The sequence below is a fragment of the Lactobacillus sp. B4026 genome, from assembly GCF_026535825.1.
In the GTDB taxonomy this organism is placed as follows: Bacteria; Bacillota; Bacilli; order Lactobacillales; family Lactobacillaceae; genus Lactobacillus; species Lactobacillus panisapium.
Window position 1 is genome coordinate 23,384 of the sequence record NZ_JAFNPD010000002.1, and the last position, 19,264, is coordinate 42,647.

18 protein-coding genes are annotated in these 19,264 nt (G+C 38.2%); 16 read left to right on the forward strand and 2 right to left on the reverse strand.

Features of this window, described 5'->3' with window-relative positions:
* Positions 1 to 5 precede the first annotated feature (5 nt).
* Together recN and J3U69_RS02045 are read left to right on the forward strand one after the other, a co-directional pair.
* On the forward strand, positions 6 to 1,691 hold the full coding sequence (gene recN, locus J3U69_RS02040; RefSeq protein ID WP_267412883.1) for a DNA repair protein RecN: 1,686 nt from the start codon (positions 6 to 8) through the stop codon (positions 1,689 to 1,691).
* Positions 1,688 to 2,551 (forward strand): GNAT family N-acetyltransferase, encoded by an 864-nt coding sequence (locus tag J3U69_RS02045; RefSeq protein ID WP_267412884.1) that lies wholly within the window; start codon positions 1,688 to 1,690, stop codon positions 2,549 to 2,551. Before recN ends, J3U69_RS02045 begins: the two co-directional genes overlap by 4 nt.
* Positions 2,552 to 2,637: 86 nt before the next feature.
* On the opposite strand, the gene J3U69_RS02050 is transcribed toward J3U69_RS02045, so the two are convergent.
* Positions 2,638 to 2,913: a hypothetical protein gene (locus J3U69_RS02050; RefSeq protein WP_103751810.1), complete on the reverse strand. Its 276-nt coding sequence runs from the start codon at positions 2,911 to 2,913 to the stop codon at positions 2,638 to 2,640.
* A gap of 209 nt (positions 2,914 to 3,122) precedes the next feature.
* On the opposite strand from J3U69_RS02050, the gene gmk reads away from it, so the two are divergent.
* The 10 genes from gmk (at position 3,123) to J3U69_RS02100 (ending at position 13,661) form a co-directional block, all read left to right on the forward strand.
* Entirely contained in the window at positions 3,123 to 3,737 is a 615-nt protein-coding gene (gmk, locus tag J3U69_RS02055; RefSeq protein ID WP_103751809.1) for a guanylate kinase, read from the forward strand.
* A gap of 2 nt (positions 3,738 to 3,739) precedes the next feature.
* Positions 3,740 to 3,958, forward strand: a complete 219-nt coding sequence (rpoZ, locus tag J3U69_RS02060; RefSeq protein WP_103751808.1) for a DNA-directed RNA polymerase subunit omega — start codon at positions 3,740 to 3,742, stop codon at positions 3,956 to 3,958.
* A 63-nt stretch (positions 3,959 to 4,021) separates the two neighbouring features.
* The gene (gene priA, locus J3U69_RS02065; protein ID WP_267412885.1) at positions 4,022 to 6,421 is read left to right on the forward strand and encodes a primosomal protein N'; all 2,400 of its coding nucleotides are present in this window, start codon (positions 4,022 to 4,024) and stop codon (positions 6,419 to 6,421) included.
* A gap of 15 nt (positions 6,422 to 6,436) precedes the next feature.
* Positions 6,437 to 7,378, forward strand: coding sequence for a methionyl-tRNA formyltransferase (gene fmt, locus J3U69_RS02070; RefSeq protein WP_103751806.1), 942 nt, complete (start codon positions 6,437 to 6,439; stop codon positions 7,376 to 7,378).
* Positions 7,368 to 8,690, forward strand: a complete 1,323-nt coding sequence (rsmB, locus tag J3U69_RS02075) for a 16S rRNA (cytosine(967)-C(5))-methyltransferase RsmB (protein WP_416381933.1) — start codon at positions 7,368 to 7,370, stop codon at positions 8,688 to 8,690. The genes fmt and rsmB overlap by 11 nt, the downstream gene beginning before the upstream one ends.
* Positions 8,691 to 8,694: 4 nt before the next feature.
* A complete protein-coding gene (locus J3U69_RS02080) occupies positions 8,695 to 9,441 on the forward strand; it encodes a Stp1/IreP family PP2C-type Ser/Thr phosphatase (protein WP_220219827.1) in 747 nt (248 codons plus the stop codon).
* The gene (gene pknB / locus J3U69_RS02085; protein ID WP_267385439.1) at positions 9,441 to 11,423 is read left to right on the forward strand and encodes a Stk1 family PASTA domain-containing Ser/Thr kinase; all 1,983 of its coding nucleotides are present in this window, start codon (positions 9,441 to 9,443) and stop codon (positions 11,421 to 11,423) included. Before J3U69_RS02080 ends, pknB begins: the two co-directional genes overlap by 1 nt.
* Positions 11,420 to 12,313: a ribosome small subunit-dependent GTPase A gene (gene rsgA / locus J3U69_RS02090; RefSeq protein ID WP_267412886.1), complete on the forward strand. Its 894-nt coding sequence runs from the start codon at positions 11,420 to 11,422 to the stop codon at positions 12,311 to 12,313. The genes pknB and rsgA overlap by 4 nt, the downstream gene beginning before the upstream one ends.
* An 8-nt stretch (positions 12,314 to 12,321) precedes the next feature.
* A complete protein-coding gene (gene rpe, locus J3U69_RS02095) occupies positions 12,322 to 12,975 on the forward strand; it encodes a ribulose-phosphate 3-epimerase (protein ID WP_267413021.1) in 654 nt (217 codons plus the stop codon).
* Entirely contained in the window at positions 12,972 to 13,661 is a 690-nt protein-coding gene (locus J3U69_RS02100) for a thiamine diphosphokinase (protein WP_323848316.1), read from the forward strand. Before rpe ends, J3U69_RS02100 begins: the two co-directional genes overlap by 4 nt.
* 122 nt (positions 13,662 to 13,783) lie before the next feature.
* Here the strand turns inward: J3U69_RS02100 and rpmB are convergent, their stop codons facing one another.
* A complete protein-coding gene (gene rpmB / locus J3U69_RS02105) occupies positions 13,784 to 13,969 on the reverse strand; it encodes a 50S ribosomal protein L28 (RefSeq protein ID WP_046307139.1) in 186 nt (61 codons plus the stop codon).
* A gap of 166 nt (positions 13,970 to 14,135) precedes the next feature.
* On the opposite strand from rpmB, the gene J3U69_RS02110 reads away from it, so the two are divergent.
* Genes J3U69_RS02110 through plsX form a run of 4 tightly spaced genes read left to right on the forward strand, consistent with a single transcriptional unit; the run spans position 14,136 to position 19,234 of the window.
* On the forward strand, positions 14,136 to 14,498 hold the full coding sequence (locus tag J3U69_RS02110) for an Asp23/Gls24 family envelope stress response protein (RefSeq protein ID WP_103751800.1): 363 nt from the start codon (positions 14,136 to 14,138) through the stop codon (positions 14,496 to 14,498).
* Between the two features lie 21 nt (positions 14,499 to 14,519).
* Entirely contained in the window at positions 14,520 to 16,178 is a 1,659-nt protein-coding gene (locus tag J3U69_RS02115) for a DAK2 domain-containing protein (RefSeq protein WP_103751799.1), read from the forward strand.
* 2 nt (positions 16,179 to 16,180) lie between these two features.
* Entirely contained in the window at positions 16,181 to 18,217 is a 2,037-nt protein-coding gene (gene recG / locus J3U69_RS02120; protein ID WP_267412887.1) for an ATP-dependent DNA helicase RecG, read from the forward strand.
* An 18-nt stretch (positions 18,218 to 18,235) separates the two neighbouring features.
* On the forward strand, positions 18,236 to 19,234 hold the full coding sequence (gene plsX, locus J3U69_RS02125; protein ID WP_220219822.1) for a phosphate acyltransferase PlsX: 999 nt from the start codon (positions 18,236 to 18,238) through the stop codon (positions 19,232 to 19,234).
* Positions 19,235 to 19,264: the final 30 nt, after the last annotated feature.

Here is a 19,264-nt window from a genome sequence, read left to right on the forward strand (position 1 = left end):
AGACAATGTTAGTTGAGCTGGATATTAAAAATTTTGCTATTATTAAAGCGTTAAAAGTTCGTTTTCAAGAACACATGACGGTTTTAATTGGTGAAACTGGTGCAGGTAAATCAATTATTATTGACGCTGTTTCATTGCTAATGGGTGGCCGTGGGCAAAAAGAAATGGTTCGAAGCGGTGAAAAAAAGGCTGTAGTAACGGGTCTTTTTGAAATTGGGGAAGACTCTCAAAAAATAACCAATTTATGTGAAAAATACGGTTTACCTGATTCAGATGGTCAACTGGTTATTAGTCGTGAGTTAGCAGTTAAGGGCAGAAATGTTGTTCGAATTAACGGACAGTTGACGACCATTAACGTGTTACGTGAGCTTGGTAACTACCTTGTTGATATTCATGGCCAAAATGATCAACAAATTTTAATGGACCAGGATCGTCAAATTGATTTAGTCGATAATTATGTTTCGGATGAATTTAAAGACCAGCTAAAGCAGTATCAAGATGAGTTTGCAACTTGGCAAAAATTAACGGACCGGTTAAACCACTTAAAAAGTGATGCACAAGAACTAGCCCAAAAGCAGGATATCTTAACCTTTCAAAATGAGGAGTTATCTTCAGCAAATTTGACTGATCCTAACGAAGACGAACAGCTGGAAGAAGAATATAACGAGCTTAACAATTATCAAAAAATTGTCGATACTGCTAATTATTTGATGCAGCTTTATGATGATGAAGAACATGGGATTGAAACCTTAGTTGGCAACGCGCAACAAGCAGCTAATGATTTGACTACGTATGGCAGTAAATTTAAAGACATTGCTAAGACGATTGACGATGGTGTTTATGCATTGAGTGATGCCCGCAGTGAGCTTTCAAATGTCTTGGATGAAATGGACTTTGATGAAGAAAGATTCCAGTACGTAACCAATCGGTTGGACTTGCTTAATTCATTGAAGAAAAAATACGGACCGAGTTTACAAGATGTTTTTGCTTTTTATGAAAAAGTCAAAAAAGAATTAGGTCAATATCAAATGGGCGGTTTAGACGAAGAAAAGCTGCAAAAAAGTGTTACTGCAATAGAGCAAAAATTGACCGAAAGAGCTGATAAATTGCACCAAGCTCGTGAAAAGGTGGCCCGTTCACTTGAAGAAAAGATAAAGCAGGAATTAGCAGATTTGTATATGGCTAAAGCGCGGTTTGCAATTGCTATTTCACCAACCAAGACTTTTACTAAAAAGGGAACGGATGAAGTTGTCTTTTTAATTGCACCTAATCCCGGAGAAGATTTGTTACCGTTAGTTAAAATAGTTTCTGGTGGTGAACAATCACGTTTGATCTTAGCACTTAAAGCTATTTTTAGCCGTGTAGAACCTGTAGGCACAATGATATTTGACGAAATTGATACGGGTGTTTCTGGTCGGGTTTCGGCTGCTATTGGTGAAAAATTGCATTCAATTGGTGAACACAAGCAAGTGATTGCGATTACGCACTCCCCGCAAGTAGCGGCCGCCAGTGACCAAAAATATCTGGTAGCTAAACAAGTTAAGGATGGCGCAACTTATACGCAAATTGGGCCACTGACACAAGAAGAAACAGTAACTGCAATTGCGGAAATGATGGCTGGAAGCGATGTTACCCAAGCGGCGAAGCAAAATGCGAAAGACCTAATGAGGAGTTTTAAAAAGAAAAAATGAAATACTTTGAAAAGGTAACTCTTAATGAAGCCGAAATTTTACTTGCCCAAAAGCTAACCGCCAGTGTACGTGCAGAAGACAGCACATATAATGAAATTTATTTAAGTAACCAATATAATTATTTTTCCGACATGCCAACATTTGTCTATGCGCTTGATAATGGCAAGATGGTTGGATTGACAATGTTATATGCTGATGAAAAGCCCACTGACGAAGTTGAAGTGCACGTGGAAGTCTGTCCTAGATATCGCCGGCAAGGTATTGCAAGGGAAATGATAAAGCGGGCAGAAAAAATCATGAATAAATATGGTTATTTTGATTATTGTTTTGTTTCTGAAAAACCATTTATTGATAACAATCCGGATTTTTTAAAGAATACGAACTTAAAAATTGATGATCATGATTACCACATGGAAACTACCAATCCAAAGTCAATCGATAAAGAAGATATGCTCAATCAAGTTTTGGCAGTTCGTGAAATGACCAAAAGTGATATCAAAAAGGTTGTTGACTTATATAGCGAAGCATTTGCTGAAAGCATTGAATCGTCAACGAAATATGTTACTGAAGGCTTTAAAGATAAAGAAAAAATCAATTTTGTATTAACTGATCATAGCAAGATTGTTGGCTACTGCGCTATTGATCCTGGCTCATCTGATTATTTCTTTGGTCTGTTTGTTGCTAAGGACTTTTGCGGTCACGGCTATGCCACGTTTTTTATTAAAAAAATGATGGCAATAAGACAAGAAAAAGGCATGAAAAAGTTTGTTCTTGATGTGGAACCGGACAATCAAGCGGCAATTCATGCCTACCAAAACGCAGGTTTTCAAATTAAAAGTGAAACTTTCTATTTAAATTAAGAAAGAAAAACAACGAAAAGCCCAAGAACTCCATTAAGTTCTTGAGCTTTTTTAGTACATAATATTTATAGTTAAATTAACAGACCTTAATCCAAATCAATTCTGAAAATATTGTCCAGGTCGATTACTTTCAGTAATTTACAGTCAGCCGATCTTAAAACGAACCTGCCGGCCGAAACCTGTTTAGTAATCTGGCCAATTTCGCTACTGCCATCTTGATAGCTGATTAAAGCGTAGGCGCGATGCAATAAGGCATATTGTAAAGAAGATAATATTTCACTGTGAAACTGATTATAGATACTCAGTCTGTCGTCGTCATAATCAAATAAGTAATGATAGATTTTCTTAAGTGAGTTTTTCATCAAATCAACCCTCAGTAAATTTCGAACATCTGTTTGACTATTTATATTATAAGAACATTTGTTTCGAAAAACAAGCTTTTTATTTAAAGTTTTTTGTTTAAGAGTGTAAACTTGTGCTCAAAGTATAATACAACAATAATGATCGAACTTGAAAAACTTGCGCATTTAGTGCAAACTAGACATATTAGCTTTTTATAGGGGAGTATGGCATGGCAGAAAAAGGTTTGTTACTTGTCCTTTCGGGTCCTTCAGGAGTTGGAAAAGGTACCGTTAAAAGTGCAATTGTAGAAAATAAGGTTTTTCCTTTCGAATATTCGGTTTCGATGACTACGAGGAAGCCGCGACCAGGTGAAGTTGATGGTCGAGATTATTATTTTGTTAGTGAAGAGCAGTTTCAGGAAGCTATTAACCAGGGGAAGCTTTTAGAATATAATAATTACGTAAATCATTTTTACGGTACACCGCTTGATCCTGTTCAAAAGATGTTGAATGAAGGTAAGGATGTCTTACTGGAAATTGACGTTAATGGTGCTCAAAAGGTGCGAGAAAAAATGCCGGATGGTGTTTTTATCTTCTTGACACCACCTGATTTGCACACTTTACACTTGCGTTTAGAAAATCGTGGAACAGAATCTGAAGATGTCATTATGGGTCGAATTAAGCAGGCACGTAATGAAATCTTAGTTATGCAAGATTATGATTATGCAGTTGTAAATGATACTGTTGCTAACGCCGTTGATCATATCAAAGCAATTGTTGATGCAGAACACGTTAGCGTTAAAAGAGTAATTGATACCTATCGTAAGATGGTCAGGGAGGATTAAAAATGAGAGTTACATACCCATCAATTGATAAATTATTGGCACAAGTTGATTCACGCTATTCTTTATCTGTACTTGCTGCCAAGCGAGCACATGAGTTAGAGGCTGGCGAGCCAGAGGCATTAAAAGAATACAAATCACAAAAGCCAGTTGGTAAAGCCCTTGAAGAGATTGAAGCCGGCAAAGTTACCGTCGATTCAAGTCATCGTGAGGTTAATCAGTAATCGGTTAAATTATATGACCTCCATCCCAATGAGATGGAGGTCATTTTTACTAAAGGTGATTTAATGATTGCGCAAATAATTGTAGATATTGCGGCAAAGCAAACAGACCGCATTTTTGAATATCATGTTCCAGATGAACTAGATGAAGTCGAAATTGGTTCTCGCGTTTTTGTTCCGTTCGGTTCACGCAAGTTGCAGGGCTTTGTTGTAGGTTTAAGTGAAAAAAGTCAATATCAAGGTCAGCTGAAAGATTTACTTTTAGTAGTGGATGAAATGCCGCCGTTAACAAATGAACTAGTGGACTTATCCAAGGCACTGGCAAAGCGAGTATTTTCTTATCGCATTTCAATTTTAAAAACCATGCTTCCGCGAGTGATGCGGGCAAATTACCGTAAAGTATTAACACCGGTTTCTGATCAAGCAAAGGCGTTACCCTTTTTTCAAGGTGATCCAATTGATTTAACTAAAGTTACTGATAATCGTGAAATTGCGTATATCCGTGAACTTCTTCGCAATGATGAGGCCAAGGTTGAATACATCGTTGAAAATCGTGCAAAAGTAAAAACGGAAAATGTTTATTCATTGCCGTTAGCGCAAAAAGATTATCTTGCTTTTTATGAAGAACTCAGAAGTAACGCGGTTAACCAAAAACAGCTGCTTACGTTTGTGATTCAGCATTATGATGAGTTTCCGTTGAAACAAACTTTGATAGAAAAACAGGCTGAAATTAACACGGCGACTCTTACTAGTGCTGTGAACAAAGGATGGTTACGTAAAGATCAGGCAGAAATATACCGTGATCCCCTAGCTGGTTTTGCAACACCTACTAAAAACCATCATCAAGTTGTATTAAATGATAAACAAACAGCTGCTTTAGCTCAAATTACCCCTGCCATTGAAAACAAAAAAGCACAAACCTTTTTGTTGGAAGGAATTACTGGCAGTGGGAAAACCGAAGTCTATCTTAATGCGATTAGTAAAACCCTTGCTCTCGGTAAAAATGCCTTGATGCTGGTACCGGAAATTTCATTAACTCCCCAAATGGTTGAACAAGTTAAAGATCGCTTTGGAGATCAAATTGCCGTCTTGCATAGTGGGTTATCAGAAGGTGAATTGTACGATGAGTGGCGCCGAATTCGCCGCGGAGAAGTTCGCGTAGTTGTTGGCGCACGCAGTGCCGTTTTTGCACCATTAACGAATATCGGGTTAATTGTAATTGATGAAGAACATGAATCTTCTTATAAGCAAGAGGATAATCCGCGCTATCATGCTCGTGATGTTGCAATTTGGCGTAGCAAGTATAACTCCTGTCCATTAGTGTTAGGCAGTGCAACGCCTTCTCTTTCGAGTCGTGCGCGAGCACAAAAGGGTGTTTATCAGTTATTATTATTACCGCAGCGGGCAAATAATAAAAAACTGCCTGAAGTTCATTTAGTAGATCTTAAGCAAGCTGATTTTGCAGGAAATCAGCTAGATTTGTCTGTCCAATTAGTGAAAGCAATTGAGGATAGATTAGCTAGGCATGAGCAAATAATTTTAATGCTTAATCGCCGCGGTTTTGCTAATTTTATGCTCTGCCGCGAATGTGGTTATGTTATGAAGTGTCCCAACTGTGACCTCTCGTTAACGATGCACAAGGATACGCACCAAATGCAGTGTCATTATTGTGGCTACTCGACTTCAATTCCGCGTGAGTGCCCTAATTGTAAAAGCAGCAGAATTCGGTTTCTTGGGACAGGTACACAAAAGGTGCTGGAAGAACTAAATGAACTTCTGCCCGAAGCCAAAGTTTTGCGAATGGATGTGGATACTACAAGACGCAAGGGTGCTTATAAAAAAATCTTGGATGCGTTTGGTAATCATGAAGCAGATATATTACTGGGAACGCAAATGATCGCAAAAGGGCTTGATTTTCCAAATGTTACCTTAGTAGGCGTGGTAAATGCGGACACAGGATTATGGGTCCCAGATTATAACGCTTCTGAGCGCACTTTTGAATTGCTCACACAAGTTGCTGGACGTGCTGGACGTGCTGAAAAAACGGGCGAAGTCATTATTCAAACTTTTAATCCAGATCACTATGCTATTAAACTAGCTAAAAAACAGGATTATGAGCATTTTTATGCGTATGAAATGCGGGTTAGGCATGCTGGTAACTATCCCCCGTATTTTTACACGGTTTTGATTTCAGTCGCATCTAAAAATGAGCAAAATGCTGCGCGCGAAGCCTTTAGGATAAAAAAGCAACTTCAGAGTCATCTGCATTCGGAAACAATCATTTTAGGTCCAACGCCAAGTGCAATTTCTCGTCTAAAAAACCAATATTACTATCAAATACTGGTAAAATATAAAAAAGAGGACAATTTGAACAATTTGTTGCACCAAATTCAAGATTCTGCACAAAAAGTTAAAAAATATGGTTTAAATATCTATATCGATAATGAACCTGAACGCATAATGTAAAGGGGAAATTTATAAATGACATCAGTAATTTTTATGGGGACACCTGAATTTTCAGTTCCAATCTTAAAGGGACTAGTTGCAAATGACTATGAAATTAAGGGCGTTGTTACTCAACCTGATAAAAAGGTTGGTCGCAAGCAAACATTGACCAAGACGCCAGTAAAAGTTGCCGCTGAAAGTTTGGGACTACCAATTTTCCAACCAGTAAAGCTTTCCCGTTCACCTGAAGTGGAAGAACTAATTCAAATGCACGCTGATTTGATTGTTACTGCTGCTTACGGTCAATTTTTGCCTACCAAGTTTTTAAATTCGGTTAAAATTGCGGCTGTTAATGTTCACGGGTCGCTTTTGCCAAAATACCGTGGTGGAGCACCAATTCAGTACTCATTAATAAACGGTGATACCGAAACCGGAATAACTATCATGGAAATGGTAAAAGAGATGGATGCTGGTGACATTTATGCCCAAGAAGCCATCAAAATTGCGGATAATGACACAACTGGCAGTATTTTTGCTAAGTTGTCGATTGTTGGTCGCGATTTATTACTGCAAACTTTGCCGCAGATAATTGCTGATCCGTCTAAAAAAACGCCACAAGATGCAAGTAAAGTGGTTTTTTCACCTAATATTAGTAAAGCCCAGGAAGAAATCAAACTCACTATGACCGCAACGCAGGCTAATAACCTGATTCGTGGACTTAATCCCGATCCAGGTGCTTACATACTTGTTGATGGTAAACGACTAAAAGTCTGGCAGGCTGCTGTTAGTTCTACCACAACTGATTTACCAGCGGGCTCCTTGGTTGCAAACAATAATTGTTTTGCGATTAGTATGGCTCAGAAAACAGTTTTGGAACTTAAAGAGATTCAGCCAGCGGGCAAGAAGAGAATGGATGTCAAAAGCTTTTTAAACGGACAAGGTGGTAAATTTAAAGTAGGAGATCAAATTGCTAAATAAAAGTGCGCGAGCAGTTGCATTAGAAACTTTAATTCGTATTTTGTGTGATGGTTCGTACTCCAATATCAGTTTAAATAATAATTTGCGATCAACGAATCTATCACAAGCTGATCGTAATTTTGCCACAAGACTAGTTTATGGTACGGTTCAATATAAAATCTTTTTGGATTATCAATTACAGGATTTAATTAAAACTAAACTTAAGGAAGAGTATCTGAAGCCGTTACTTCTAATGTCGGGTTATCAGCTCATTTTTATGGATAAAGTTCCTGATCGTGCCGTTTTAAACGAGGCGAATTTGCTAGCAAAGAAATTTGGCAAAAAAAATTCGACTGGATACAAAATCGTTAACGGTATCTTGCGTTCGTTAATTCGCAGAGGGACTGTTTTACCTGAAAAAAATAATTTAGTCCATTATTTAAGTGTAAAAGAGAGTACGCCTAAATGGTTAGTAGAATATCTGATTAGTCACTGGGGTGAAAAGCGCGCTGGCAGTATTTTAGCCAGCATTAATGAAACCGCGAAGAATACAGTGCGCATTTCTAGTTTAGCTAATCCTGATGAGGTATTTTCTAAATTAACAGAACTTGATTTTGCACCACAAAGATCACAATTGTCTGATGATGTCTTTGTTCTTAGTCGAGGTGGTATCGTAAATTCTACTTTGTTCAAGAAAGGCGAATTGACAGTTCAAGATGAAGCTGCTAGTTTGGCTGTAAGTGCATTTGACTTTATTGGTGATGAGAATGTTCTTGATGCATGTAGTGCACCGGGTGGTAAAACCGTTCAAATAGCTGAAAAAATACCTACTGGTCAAGTAATCGCCTTGGATATCCATGAAAATAAGCTTCGCTTAGTTCGTCAAAACGCGACACGAATGAATGTAATTGATCGCGTAAAAACGATGGCTATGGATGCTCGTAAAGCAGATGAATCTTTTGACCAACAACAATTTGATAAAATTTTAGTTGATGCGCCATGTTCCGGCTTAGGCTTGTTAAGACGAAAACCGGAAATTAGGTATAATAAACATCCAGCTGATTTAAAACAATTACAGCAAATTCAGTTGAATATTCTTGACCACGTGTCTAAGCTATTAAATGAAAGTGGTGAATTGGTTTATTCAACTTGTACGATTGCTACTGAAGAAGATGAAGAAGTAGTCGAGGAATTTTTAGAGCAGCATTCTAAATATCGGTTACAGTCTTTTAAAGCAGGTAATCTTAAAGCTCCAAATGGGATGCTTAAAATTTTACCTGATAGTTATAATAGTGACGGCTTTTTCATTGCCAAGTTTGTGATGCGAGGTTAAAGTTTTGATAAAAACAGCATTTGCTTCCAGTATTGGTCGGATACGGAAAAGTAATCAAGATTTTGTTCAAGTTTTTGAAAATAAAAGTAATGTAACAATGGCGATTGTCTGTGATGGCATGGGTGGCCACCAAGGCGGGGATGTTGCCTCAACGATGGCTGTCAGTCATCTCGGACATAGTTTTAGCATGACTGATTTTAACGATTGTGTTAGTGCGCATAAATGGCTGGATGTGCAATTGAGCTCTGAAAATGAAACAATCTTGCGCACCGCTGATCGCTTTCCTGATCTAAATGGAATGGGGACAACAATTGTTTTAGCAATTGTATTCGATCACCAAGCCCTGATTGCTCATTTAGGTGACTCAAGGGCTTATGGCTATTCTGATGGTCAATTTACGCAATTAGTAGAAGATCACTCACTAGTTAATGAATTAGTGAAAATGGGTCAGATTACCAAGCAACAAGCAAAAAATCACCCACAAAAAAATATCATTACGCAATCGCTAGGTGTTTCCAGTACGGTTGACCCCGAGTTTTGTCAAATCGATTTAAAGGATAATGACCTGATATTATTGTGTACTGATGGTTTGACTAATTCCTTAAGCGATCCGCAAATTCAACAAATTTTGGCTACTAAGGGCTTATCGCTTAAAGACCGTTGTCATAAATTAATTAATGAGGCTAATCGTTTAGGTGGTGGAGACAATATCACAGTTTGCCTAGTGCTAAATGAAGGCGGTGATGACTAGTGATCAATAAAGGATATTTATTAGGTGACCGTTATCGCATCCTTGATACGCTGGGTGAAGGTGGAATGGCTAATGTTTATTTAGCAGAAGACATCATTTTGCAGCGCAAAGTAGCAGTTAAAATCTTAAGGTTGGATTTGCAAAAAGAACCGCAGACATTGGCTCGTTTTCAGCGTGAAGCCCTCGCGACTAGTGAACTAAGTCATCCAAATATTGTCATGGTTCTCGATGTCGGTACTGATCAGGGATTACCTTATATGGTAATGGAATACGTTGATGGCCCGGACTTAAAGGACTATATATTACAAAATTCGCCCCTAGATTTGCATGATGTTATCCGAATTATGGATCAAATTTTAAGTGCGATGGCATTGGCTCATAAGCATAATGTGATTCACCGTGACTTAAAGCCGCAAAATATCCTCATGGATAAAAGGGGAAATATTAAAATAGCGGATTTTGGGATTGCTGTAGCCCTGAATCAAAATTCAATTACCCAAACTAATTCTGCTCTTGGTTCTGTTCATTATATGTCGCCCGAGCAGACTCGTGGCGGCTTAATTACTAAGCAGTCTGATATCTATTCTTTAGGTATTATTCTTTACGAATTAATAACCGGTTCGGTTCCGTTCAACGGGGATTCGGCAGTCGCGATTGCACTTAAGCATGCCCAGGAGCCAATTCCTTCTATTAAGGAAAAAGACGCAAATGTGCCTCAGGCGCTTGAAAACGTTGTGCTAAAAGCAACAGCCAAAGACCCGCGTGACCGGTATGCTTCTGCTAGGGAAATGCAATCAGATCTTGATACTAGTTTAGATCCAGCCCGCGCAGATGAACCCGTTTTTGAACCGACTCATGGTGTCAATGACGATGAAACTATTATTTTGCCTAATTTCAATGCTAAGTCTAAGCCAAAGTCAACTGAGCAAAAGGTTGAAGATGAGATTGAGCAAAATGAAGAAAAAGAATTACCTAAAAAGACAAACTTCTTTCAAGCATTGCGCAATCACAAATGGTGGTGGCTATTTGTTGGCTTGGCAGCAATTTTAGTAGTCGTCTTAATGTTTTTTGTTGTTACTAATAATAGTCGCAATGATATTAGAATTCCAGATGTGACTAATTTATCGGAAGACCGTGCCCGGCAACAAATTGAAAATGTCGGTCTCAAAGTGGGACAAATTAAGCACCGAAATTCTAACAGTATCAAACGCGGGAAAGTCATTCGAACTTCTCCAAGCGCAGGAAAAAGTTTGAAGAAAGGTCGCTTCGTTGATATTTATGTGTCAGACGGGGCGGGAATGGTCCGCGTACCTGATGTAACCGGAGAGGCATATGAAAGAGCCGTCTATAAGTTAGAAAAAATGGGCTTTGACGTTATTCGCGAAAATCAATTCTCTGATAATGTTCCCGTCAACCACGTAATTTCGCAAAGTATTGCGGCAGATGTTGAAGTAAAACCGGCAAGGACAACAATTACGTTAGTTGTCTCTAAAGGTAGAGATGACAATGATCGGCGCAAGAGTGTAAAACTACCTAACTTTAAAAATTATTCTCTTAAGGCCGTCCAAGAATTCGCTCATAAACATGAATTGATTTTGCAAGTAACACCAACGTATTCTAAACGGGTGAAAAAGGGTAATATCATTTCGATGAGTCCGTCTGCTGGTACAGAGGTTCCTAGAGGAAGTACGATTGTTGTGAGTGTTTCGGAAGGGCCTAAGGCTGAAAGAGACTCTACGGTTATTAAGACGTTTACGATTACCTATGAAGACGATGATGACGATGACTCATCAAACAAGCGCGGCAATCACGTTCAGATTTATATTGCGGATGATAATCATTCGATTGATAATATTTATCGTGATTTATACATTAAGCGGGATGTTAATTTCTCAATTCCATTTTTACTGAAGAACCATTCTGGTGAATTACGAGTTGTTCGCGATGGACAAACCATCCTGAATGAAAAGGTGACTAAATGACAAAGCAGACTGAAGGAATAATTATTGGCTTAATTGCCGGTTTTTATGATGTTCAAACTAAGGATCAAGTTGTGCGGACACGAGCACGCGGACTTTTTCGGAAAACCAAAATGAAGCCTGTTGTGGGTGATCTCGTCAAAATTCAAATAGATGAGCAAGGAACAAGTTACTTAGTCGAAGTTTTACCACGAACGAATCTGATCGGTCGTCCAGCTCTTGCCAATGTTGATCACGTTTTATTGGTAATGTCGGCAGTTGAGCCTGATTTTTCCTTGCAGCTGCTTGATCGCTATTTAACCTTTTTCTCTTGGCAAAAAGTGGCAGTTAGTATTTATCTTTCAAAAAGTGACCTGATCGATGCAAACAGGTTTAATCAGATTAGTAAAAGTTTAGCTTACTATGTCAAAATCGGTTACTCCGTTTACTACAAATGGGAAGATTTGGCTGCTAAGTTACCCTTAGCCATTACTTCTGCGCAAATCTGGACACTGGCTGGACAATCAGGTGCCGGGAAATCCACCCTAATTAATCACCTGAAAAAAGACCTTAAACAGAAAACAGGAGCAATTTCTACTAGCTTGAATCGGGGCAAGCATACGACTAGAACTGTCCAGTTGTTTAAATTGGGTGAGGGCTTTTTGGCTGATACTCCGGGATTTTCCGCGCTTGATTTTACGCCGATTAAAATTAATGAATTATGCAACTATTTTGTTGAATTTAAAAAGGCAAGTGCTAAATGCAAGTTTAGGGGCTGTCAGCATTTAAAAGAGCCTAAATGTGAAGTGAAAAAATTAGTAGAAGAAAAACAATTTTTGCAAAGTCGTTATGATGATTACCTATTAATGCGGTCAGAAATTGAAAATGGTCGCATTCCTGAGTATTTGAAGTAAGGAGAATAATTTTGATTGCACCTTCGATTTTAAACATTAATAATTTAGATTTGATTAAAGACATCCAAGTTGCTGCAGACGCAGGAATAACTCGCTTTCACATTGATATCATGGATGGCCATTTTGTTCCTAATTTGTCATTTGGACCTCAGGTAGTTAGCGACTTTAAGAAGGCTTTCCCTGATCTGGAGGCAGAAGTCCATCTGATGAGTGATAATCCAGATGATCTTGTTCCAGCATTTATTAAGGCAGGAGCTGATCTTATTCTGCTTCACTATGAAGCAATTAATGAAGAAGATTTAAGCAAATGGATTGCATTTTTGCATGCAAGTAAAGTTAAAGTGGGGCTGGTCTTAAATCCTGATACTCCGGTTTCTGTCTTGGCTAAATATAGTGCTTTAATTGATCAAGTTCTAATTATGACCGTATATCCGGGCTTTGGCGGACAAAAGTTTATTTCCGAATCATGTTCTAAGATTGAAGAAGCTAAGAAAATTATTGGCGATAATGTTCCAATCGAAGTAGACGGTGGAATTAATGATGAAACGGCACAGCTGACTAAAAAGGCTGGTGCAGAAATTTTTGTTGCCGGTTCATACCTTTTCTGTCAAGACAGCATACCCCAACAAATTACTAAATTAAGACAGAGTATTGATGAATGATGAAAGCAATAGCGTTATTGGGTGCGCCGAAGGATCAATGGCCAACTGATTTGACGGCACAGTTAAAGCAAGCTAAGCAAAATGGCGAGTTTTTGATTGGCGTTGATCGGGGCAGCATCTTGTTGCGAGAATTGGGCTTAAAGCCAGATTTAGCAGTTGGAGATTTTGATTCTTTAAAGCCGCAGGAACTTTCGCAAATAGAGCAAACAGTGGCAGATATCCGCTATTCGGTACCTGAAAAGGATCTGACTGATACTGAATTAATGATTAGATATGCGTTTGAAGATTACAGGGTAGAGTTTTTAACCCTCTTTGGATCGACTGGTGGCCGACTTGATCATTTTATGAATAACTTACTGATGGTATTAAAACCAGAATTTAGTGCTTATACGGAAAAAATAGCAATCGTTGATCAGCAAAATGAAATTCAATTTTATCGGCCTGGAACCTACACTGTAAAAAAATTACCCGGCTATAAGTATTTTGGTGTTATTAACTTAACGCCTGTTCAAAATTTAAATATCAGTGGGGCAAAGTATCATTTAACTGGTTACAACAGTCCCATACCCGTTTCTTTTGGCTCAAACGAGTTTTTACCGGCAAGTGAGACATTTAATCTAGCTTGTGATCAAGGTGTTTTAGCCGTTATACAGTCAAAAGACCTTGATCGCTACCAAAATATTTAGCAAAAAACCATTTTTCAATTTAATGAGCATTTGTTATCAGCTCAATAAAAAGAAAAATGGTTTTTTATGTTTAATTTATAAAATAAAAAACTGACAGATAAATCTGCCAGTTTTTATCGTTATTACGCACGAGTTACTTTACCAGACTTCAAAGTCTTAGTTGAAACCCATACACGCTTTGGTTTACCATCAACAAGAATACGAACTTTTTGAAGGTTTGGCTTCCAGGTACGACGTGATGAATTCAAAGAATGTGAACGCGTGTTGCCGAAAGTGGTCTTTTTACCAGTTATATAATCTTTTGCCATTTGCTAAACCTCCTTTATTTGTGTTTTCATACTAAACTAAGATAGCATATCCTTAAGATCTTTGCAACCGTAAAAGTATTTTTTATAAATGGAATTTTGCATTAATACTTGATTACTATGATAAAATAGATTCATAATATTGAGAACAATGATACGGAGGATAAACATGGCTGTTAAAATCAAAACAAAAGATGGCTTGATTGACATTTCTAATGGAGTAATTGCAATTGTCGTTGGTAGTGCAGCTACATCCAATTATGGCGTTGTCGGGATGGCATCAAAGAATGCTATTCGAGACGGTTTTGATGGAATTCTAAATCGAGCAAATTATAAACGTGGTGTTGTTGTTAAGTCAGAAGATAATAAAATTACGGTTGATGTTTATATAATTGTTGGTTACGGACTAAAAATTTCAGAAGTTAGCCGTAACGTACAAACTAGCGTCAAGTTCAATTTGAAGAATCAACTTGGAATTGATACGAAAGCTGTTAATGTCATCGTTCAAAGTGTTAAAGTGCTTGATGAATAACTCAAGCGGAGGGTAAGAATATTGGTTTTAAAGGAAATAGATAGTAAAAAGTTTAGAGATATGGTTCGTGTGGCCACGCATCGACTTGGACGTAACGCAGAGTTTATTAACTCCTTGAACGTTTTCCCAGTTCCGGATGGAGACACTGGTACTAATATGAATTTGACTATTGAAAGCGGCGCTAAAGCTGTTAGTGAAAATACTAGTACAAGTGTTGGCGACCTAACTGAAAGTCTTGCCAAGGGAATGTTAATGGGTGCTCGCGGCAACAGTGGGGTCATTTCTTCACAACTCTTTAGGGGTGTTTATAAAGCTACCCAAGGCATGAAAACTTTAAATGCTCAAGAGCTTGCAAATGCTTTTTCAAATGGTGTTGCAACTGCATACAAGGCTGTTATGAAACCTGTTGAAGGGACTATTCTAACTGTTGCCCGGGTTGCTGCCCAAGAAGGTGCTAATAAGGCCAATGAAACTGACGATGTTGAAGAAGTAATGAAGGCAATTGTAGAGGGTGCAAAAGCTGCTCTTAAGACGACCCCTGATTTATTACCAGTCTTAAAACAAGTTGGGGTGGTTGATTCAGGTGGTCAAGGCTTGCTCTTCATTTATGAAGGTTTCTTAGAAGGTTTATTAGGAGAAAACTTTGCTGATCGTTATCAGCCTGATGAAGGTGAAATGGATGAAATGATTAATGCCATGCACCACCAATCAGTTCAATCCCAACTATCTACTCAAGATATAGCTAATGGTTATTGTACGGAAATCATGGTTGACTTGACTGCTGATGTTCCTAATAAAAAACCTTTTGACCTTGAAGAATTTAGAGCACACTTGTCACAAATAGGCGATTCTTTATTGGCCGTTTCCGATGATGAAGTTGCTAAAGTCCATATTCATACTGAGCATCCAGGTGCTGTCTTTGAATACGGCAAGCAATTTGGCCAACTAGGTAAAATTAAGATTGACAATATGCGGATTCAGCACGAGACAATCGTTAATAACAGTGAAGAAGAGCAAGAAAGTGTTGATTTTGCTGTAATTGCTGTTGCTTCAGGTAACGGCATTCGTAAGCTATTTGAAAGCGAAGGAGTCAATAGAATTATTTCTGGTGGTCAGACGATGAACCCATCTACCCAAGACATTATTGACGCAATTAAAAAATCTGGTGCTAAGAAGGCGATTGTTTTACCAAATAATGGCAATATCGTGATGGCTGCTAAGCAGGCTGCTGAAGTAAGTGATATACCTGTTGGCATTGTTCCAACTAAAACAATTTCACAAGGTCTGACTGCAATGCTTTCCTTTGATGCTGATGATTCTCTTGACGATAACGTTGAGAGTATGACAGATGCTTTAGAAGATGTTGTTTCTGGTGAAGTGACTAAGGCGAACCGTGATACGACAATTAATGGTGTAGAGATTCATGAAAATGACTATCTCGGCATCATTGACGGTGACATTCAGGTTGCAGAAACGGATTTGATTAATTCAACGATTGATATGGTTGAAAAAATGCTGGATGAAGATTCCGAAATCATAACAATTATGTTTGGTCGGGATTCTAACAAAGAAGAAGCTAACCAAGTTGCAGAGGCACTTAAGAACAAGCATGACGATCTTGAATTTGAGATTCATAATGGTGGTCAACCTGTCTACAATTTCTTGATTTCTGTTGAATAAAAATGAATACAAAGAAGTTGTTTGCTCCTGTCACTGACTTAAAAGGTGTCGGGACAAAAACTGCGGCTGCACTTGGAAGTTTAGGCATTTACAGCATATATGATTTGTTGTTTTATTTTCCTTTTCGCTACGATGAACTGCAGACGATACCTCTTGATCAGATCATGGATGGTCAAAAGGTAATGCTGAAGGGAATAGTAGCAACTGAGGCTTTTGTCAGTCGTTTTGGTTATAAAAAAAGCAGACTTAGTTTTAAAATAAGAATTGACCATGATGTTGTCATGGTCAATTTTTTTAATCAACCTTGGTTAAAGGACAAAATTACAATTGGCAAAGAAGTGGCTGTTTATGGCAAGTATAATGCTTCTAGACAAAGCTTATCTGGCTTTAAATTTGTCGCTAGTAAAGAAAATGATAGTGGAATGGCGCCAATTTATTCGGTTAACCGCAATATCCGGCAAAAAAAGCTTGTTGAGTTAATAAATTTAGCTATTGAAGATTTTTTACCTGAAGTTGAGGATATCGTTCCGGAATCATTGAGAAATAAATACAGATTGCTTTCTGAACAACAGATTATCGTTCAGATGCACCATCCTAAGAATGCACGAGAAGCGCAGCTAGCAAAAAGAAGTGCAATTTTTCGTGAATTCTTTATTTTCCAAACAGAATTGGCCCAATTAACTAGTCAAAATAAGCACAATCGTGGCATTGCCAAAAAATATGATTTAACTGAAATAGCCCGGCTGACTAAAGAACTGCCATTTGAATTATCTGCTGACCAGAAACAGGTAATCAATGAAATATTTGCTGATATTCATTCAACTAGACAGATGAACCGTCTTTTACAGGGAGATGTTGGTTCGGGAAAGACAATTGTTGCTATTTATGTCATTTATGCTGCGATTACTGCAGGTTTTCAAGCGGCTCTGATGGTGCCAACGGAAATTTTAGCCACTCAGCATTTTAAAAAAATTGATGAGCTACTCCGACCATTTGGAGTTAGGTGTGCACTATTAACTGGGACTACCAAAACTTTAGAACGACGGGAAATTTATCGCGAATTAACAGATGGTACAATTAATGTTGTAGTTGGAACTCACGCTTTAATTCAAGAAAAAGTGATTTTTAAAAACTTAGGTGTCATCATTATTGATGAGCAGCACCGTTTTGGTGTCAGTCAAAGGCAAACTTTAATAAATAAAGGTAATGTACCTGATGTTTTGGCAATGACCGCGACACCGATTCCGCGGACATTAGCCCTAACTGTCTACGGCGATACCACTGTTTCTGAAATACGTCATTTGCCTGCTGGTCGTAAGCAAATAAAGTCTTCTTGGAAAACTAGTGGCCAAATGAAGGAAGTCTATCAATTGATGCGCGAGCAATTGGCGCAAGGCTTCCAGATTTACGCAGTTACACCGTTAATTACCGAATCTGAGGCATTGGATTTAAAAAATGCAGAAGAGCTTTTTGAAAAATTAAGTCACGATTTTCCTGACCAAAAAGTAGTACTTCTTCATGGTCAAATGCCTGGCAACAAAAAAGAGGACATTATGGCTGCCTTTGGGGCAGGTCAAATTGATATCTTAGTGACAACCAGCGTAATTGAAGTAGGGGTTGACGTGGCAAATGCCAATATGATGGTGATCTATAATGCTGATCGCTTTGGTATTAGTCAATTGCACCAACTTCGAGGTCGAATCGGTCGAGGCAGCACACAAAGTTATTGTATTTTTCTGGCTGATCCTAAAACGGAGGCAGGAAAATCACGCATGAAAATCATCGCTTCGACAACGGATGGTTTTAAGCTTGCCGAGGAGGATTTGAAGATGCGTGGTGAAGGAGATTTGTTTGGTAGAGCACAGTCTGGTCTGCCGGAATTCCAGGTCGGCAACGTAGTGAATAATTATGAAACTTTGGTGGTTGCGCAAAAAGAAGCACAGGAATTAATCAAAAAAGATCCAAATTTAACAAATTCTACGCATAAAAATTTACAACAAGTGCTAGAATATAAACAATTACAGCAAGAACGTACTTAGAAAAGATTGTGGTGACAAATGAGAACAATTGCAGTTGATGCAATGGGTGGCGAGAATGCCCCCAAAGCTATTGTCCAAGCCGTTTTGCAAGCAAAGGCTGAATTAACCGACACTAAATTTATTTTATTTGGTGACCAGAAAAAAATCAGAAAACTGGTTGGCAGTGATCAAGATCGGATTGAAATTGTAGCAACATCCGAAATCATTAATGATGAGGATGAACCAGTAAAAGCAATAAGGACTAAAAAAGATTCGTCTTTAGTCGTTGCTGCACAATTTGTGAAGCAAGGCAAAGCAGATGCTTTGTTGTCTTTAGGAAATACGGGTTCAATTCTTGCTTGTGGTATTTTCATTATTGGACGAATTAAAGGTATAGCACGACCAGGGTTTATGCCTACGTTACCGGTTAAAAATTCGGATGATGGCTTTAATATGATTGATGTTGGTGCTAATGCTAAAAGCAAACCTGAATACCTTTTAACCTGGGCTAAAATGGCATCGTATTATGCTGAAAAAGTACGGGGTGTCAAAAATCCGCGCGTTGCCCTTCTTAATAATGGTTCAGAAAGCGATAAGGGAGACGATTTGCATCAATCTGCTTATCAATTGCTACTCGATAGTGACCTTAACTTTGTTGGTAACATTGAAGGCAATGAACTTTTGGAAGGCAAGGCCGATGTAGTTGCAACTGATGGCTTTACTGGAAATGCAGTTTTAAAAAATATTGAAGGCACATCTTCTGTTTTAATCCATTTATTAAAAGATAAGTTGCTAAATAGTGGTTTTATGGTTAAAATTGGAGCTTTATTAATTAAAAAGGCATTGAAGGGATTGGTTTCTAAGTTTGACGTTGATAAATACGGCGGGGCAGTTTTACTTGGAGTTGATGCTCCAGTAGTTAAGACACATGGCCGTTCAGATCAACGAGCAGTTTACTTTACGATTAAGCAAATTGATAAAATACTAAAAGAAAATATTATCGGAGAATTTAGAAGCGAATTTGCGGTTAAAAACTAACGGAATTAACTAATAGTAACAAGGAGAAGA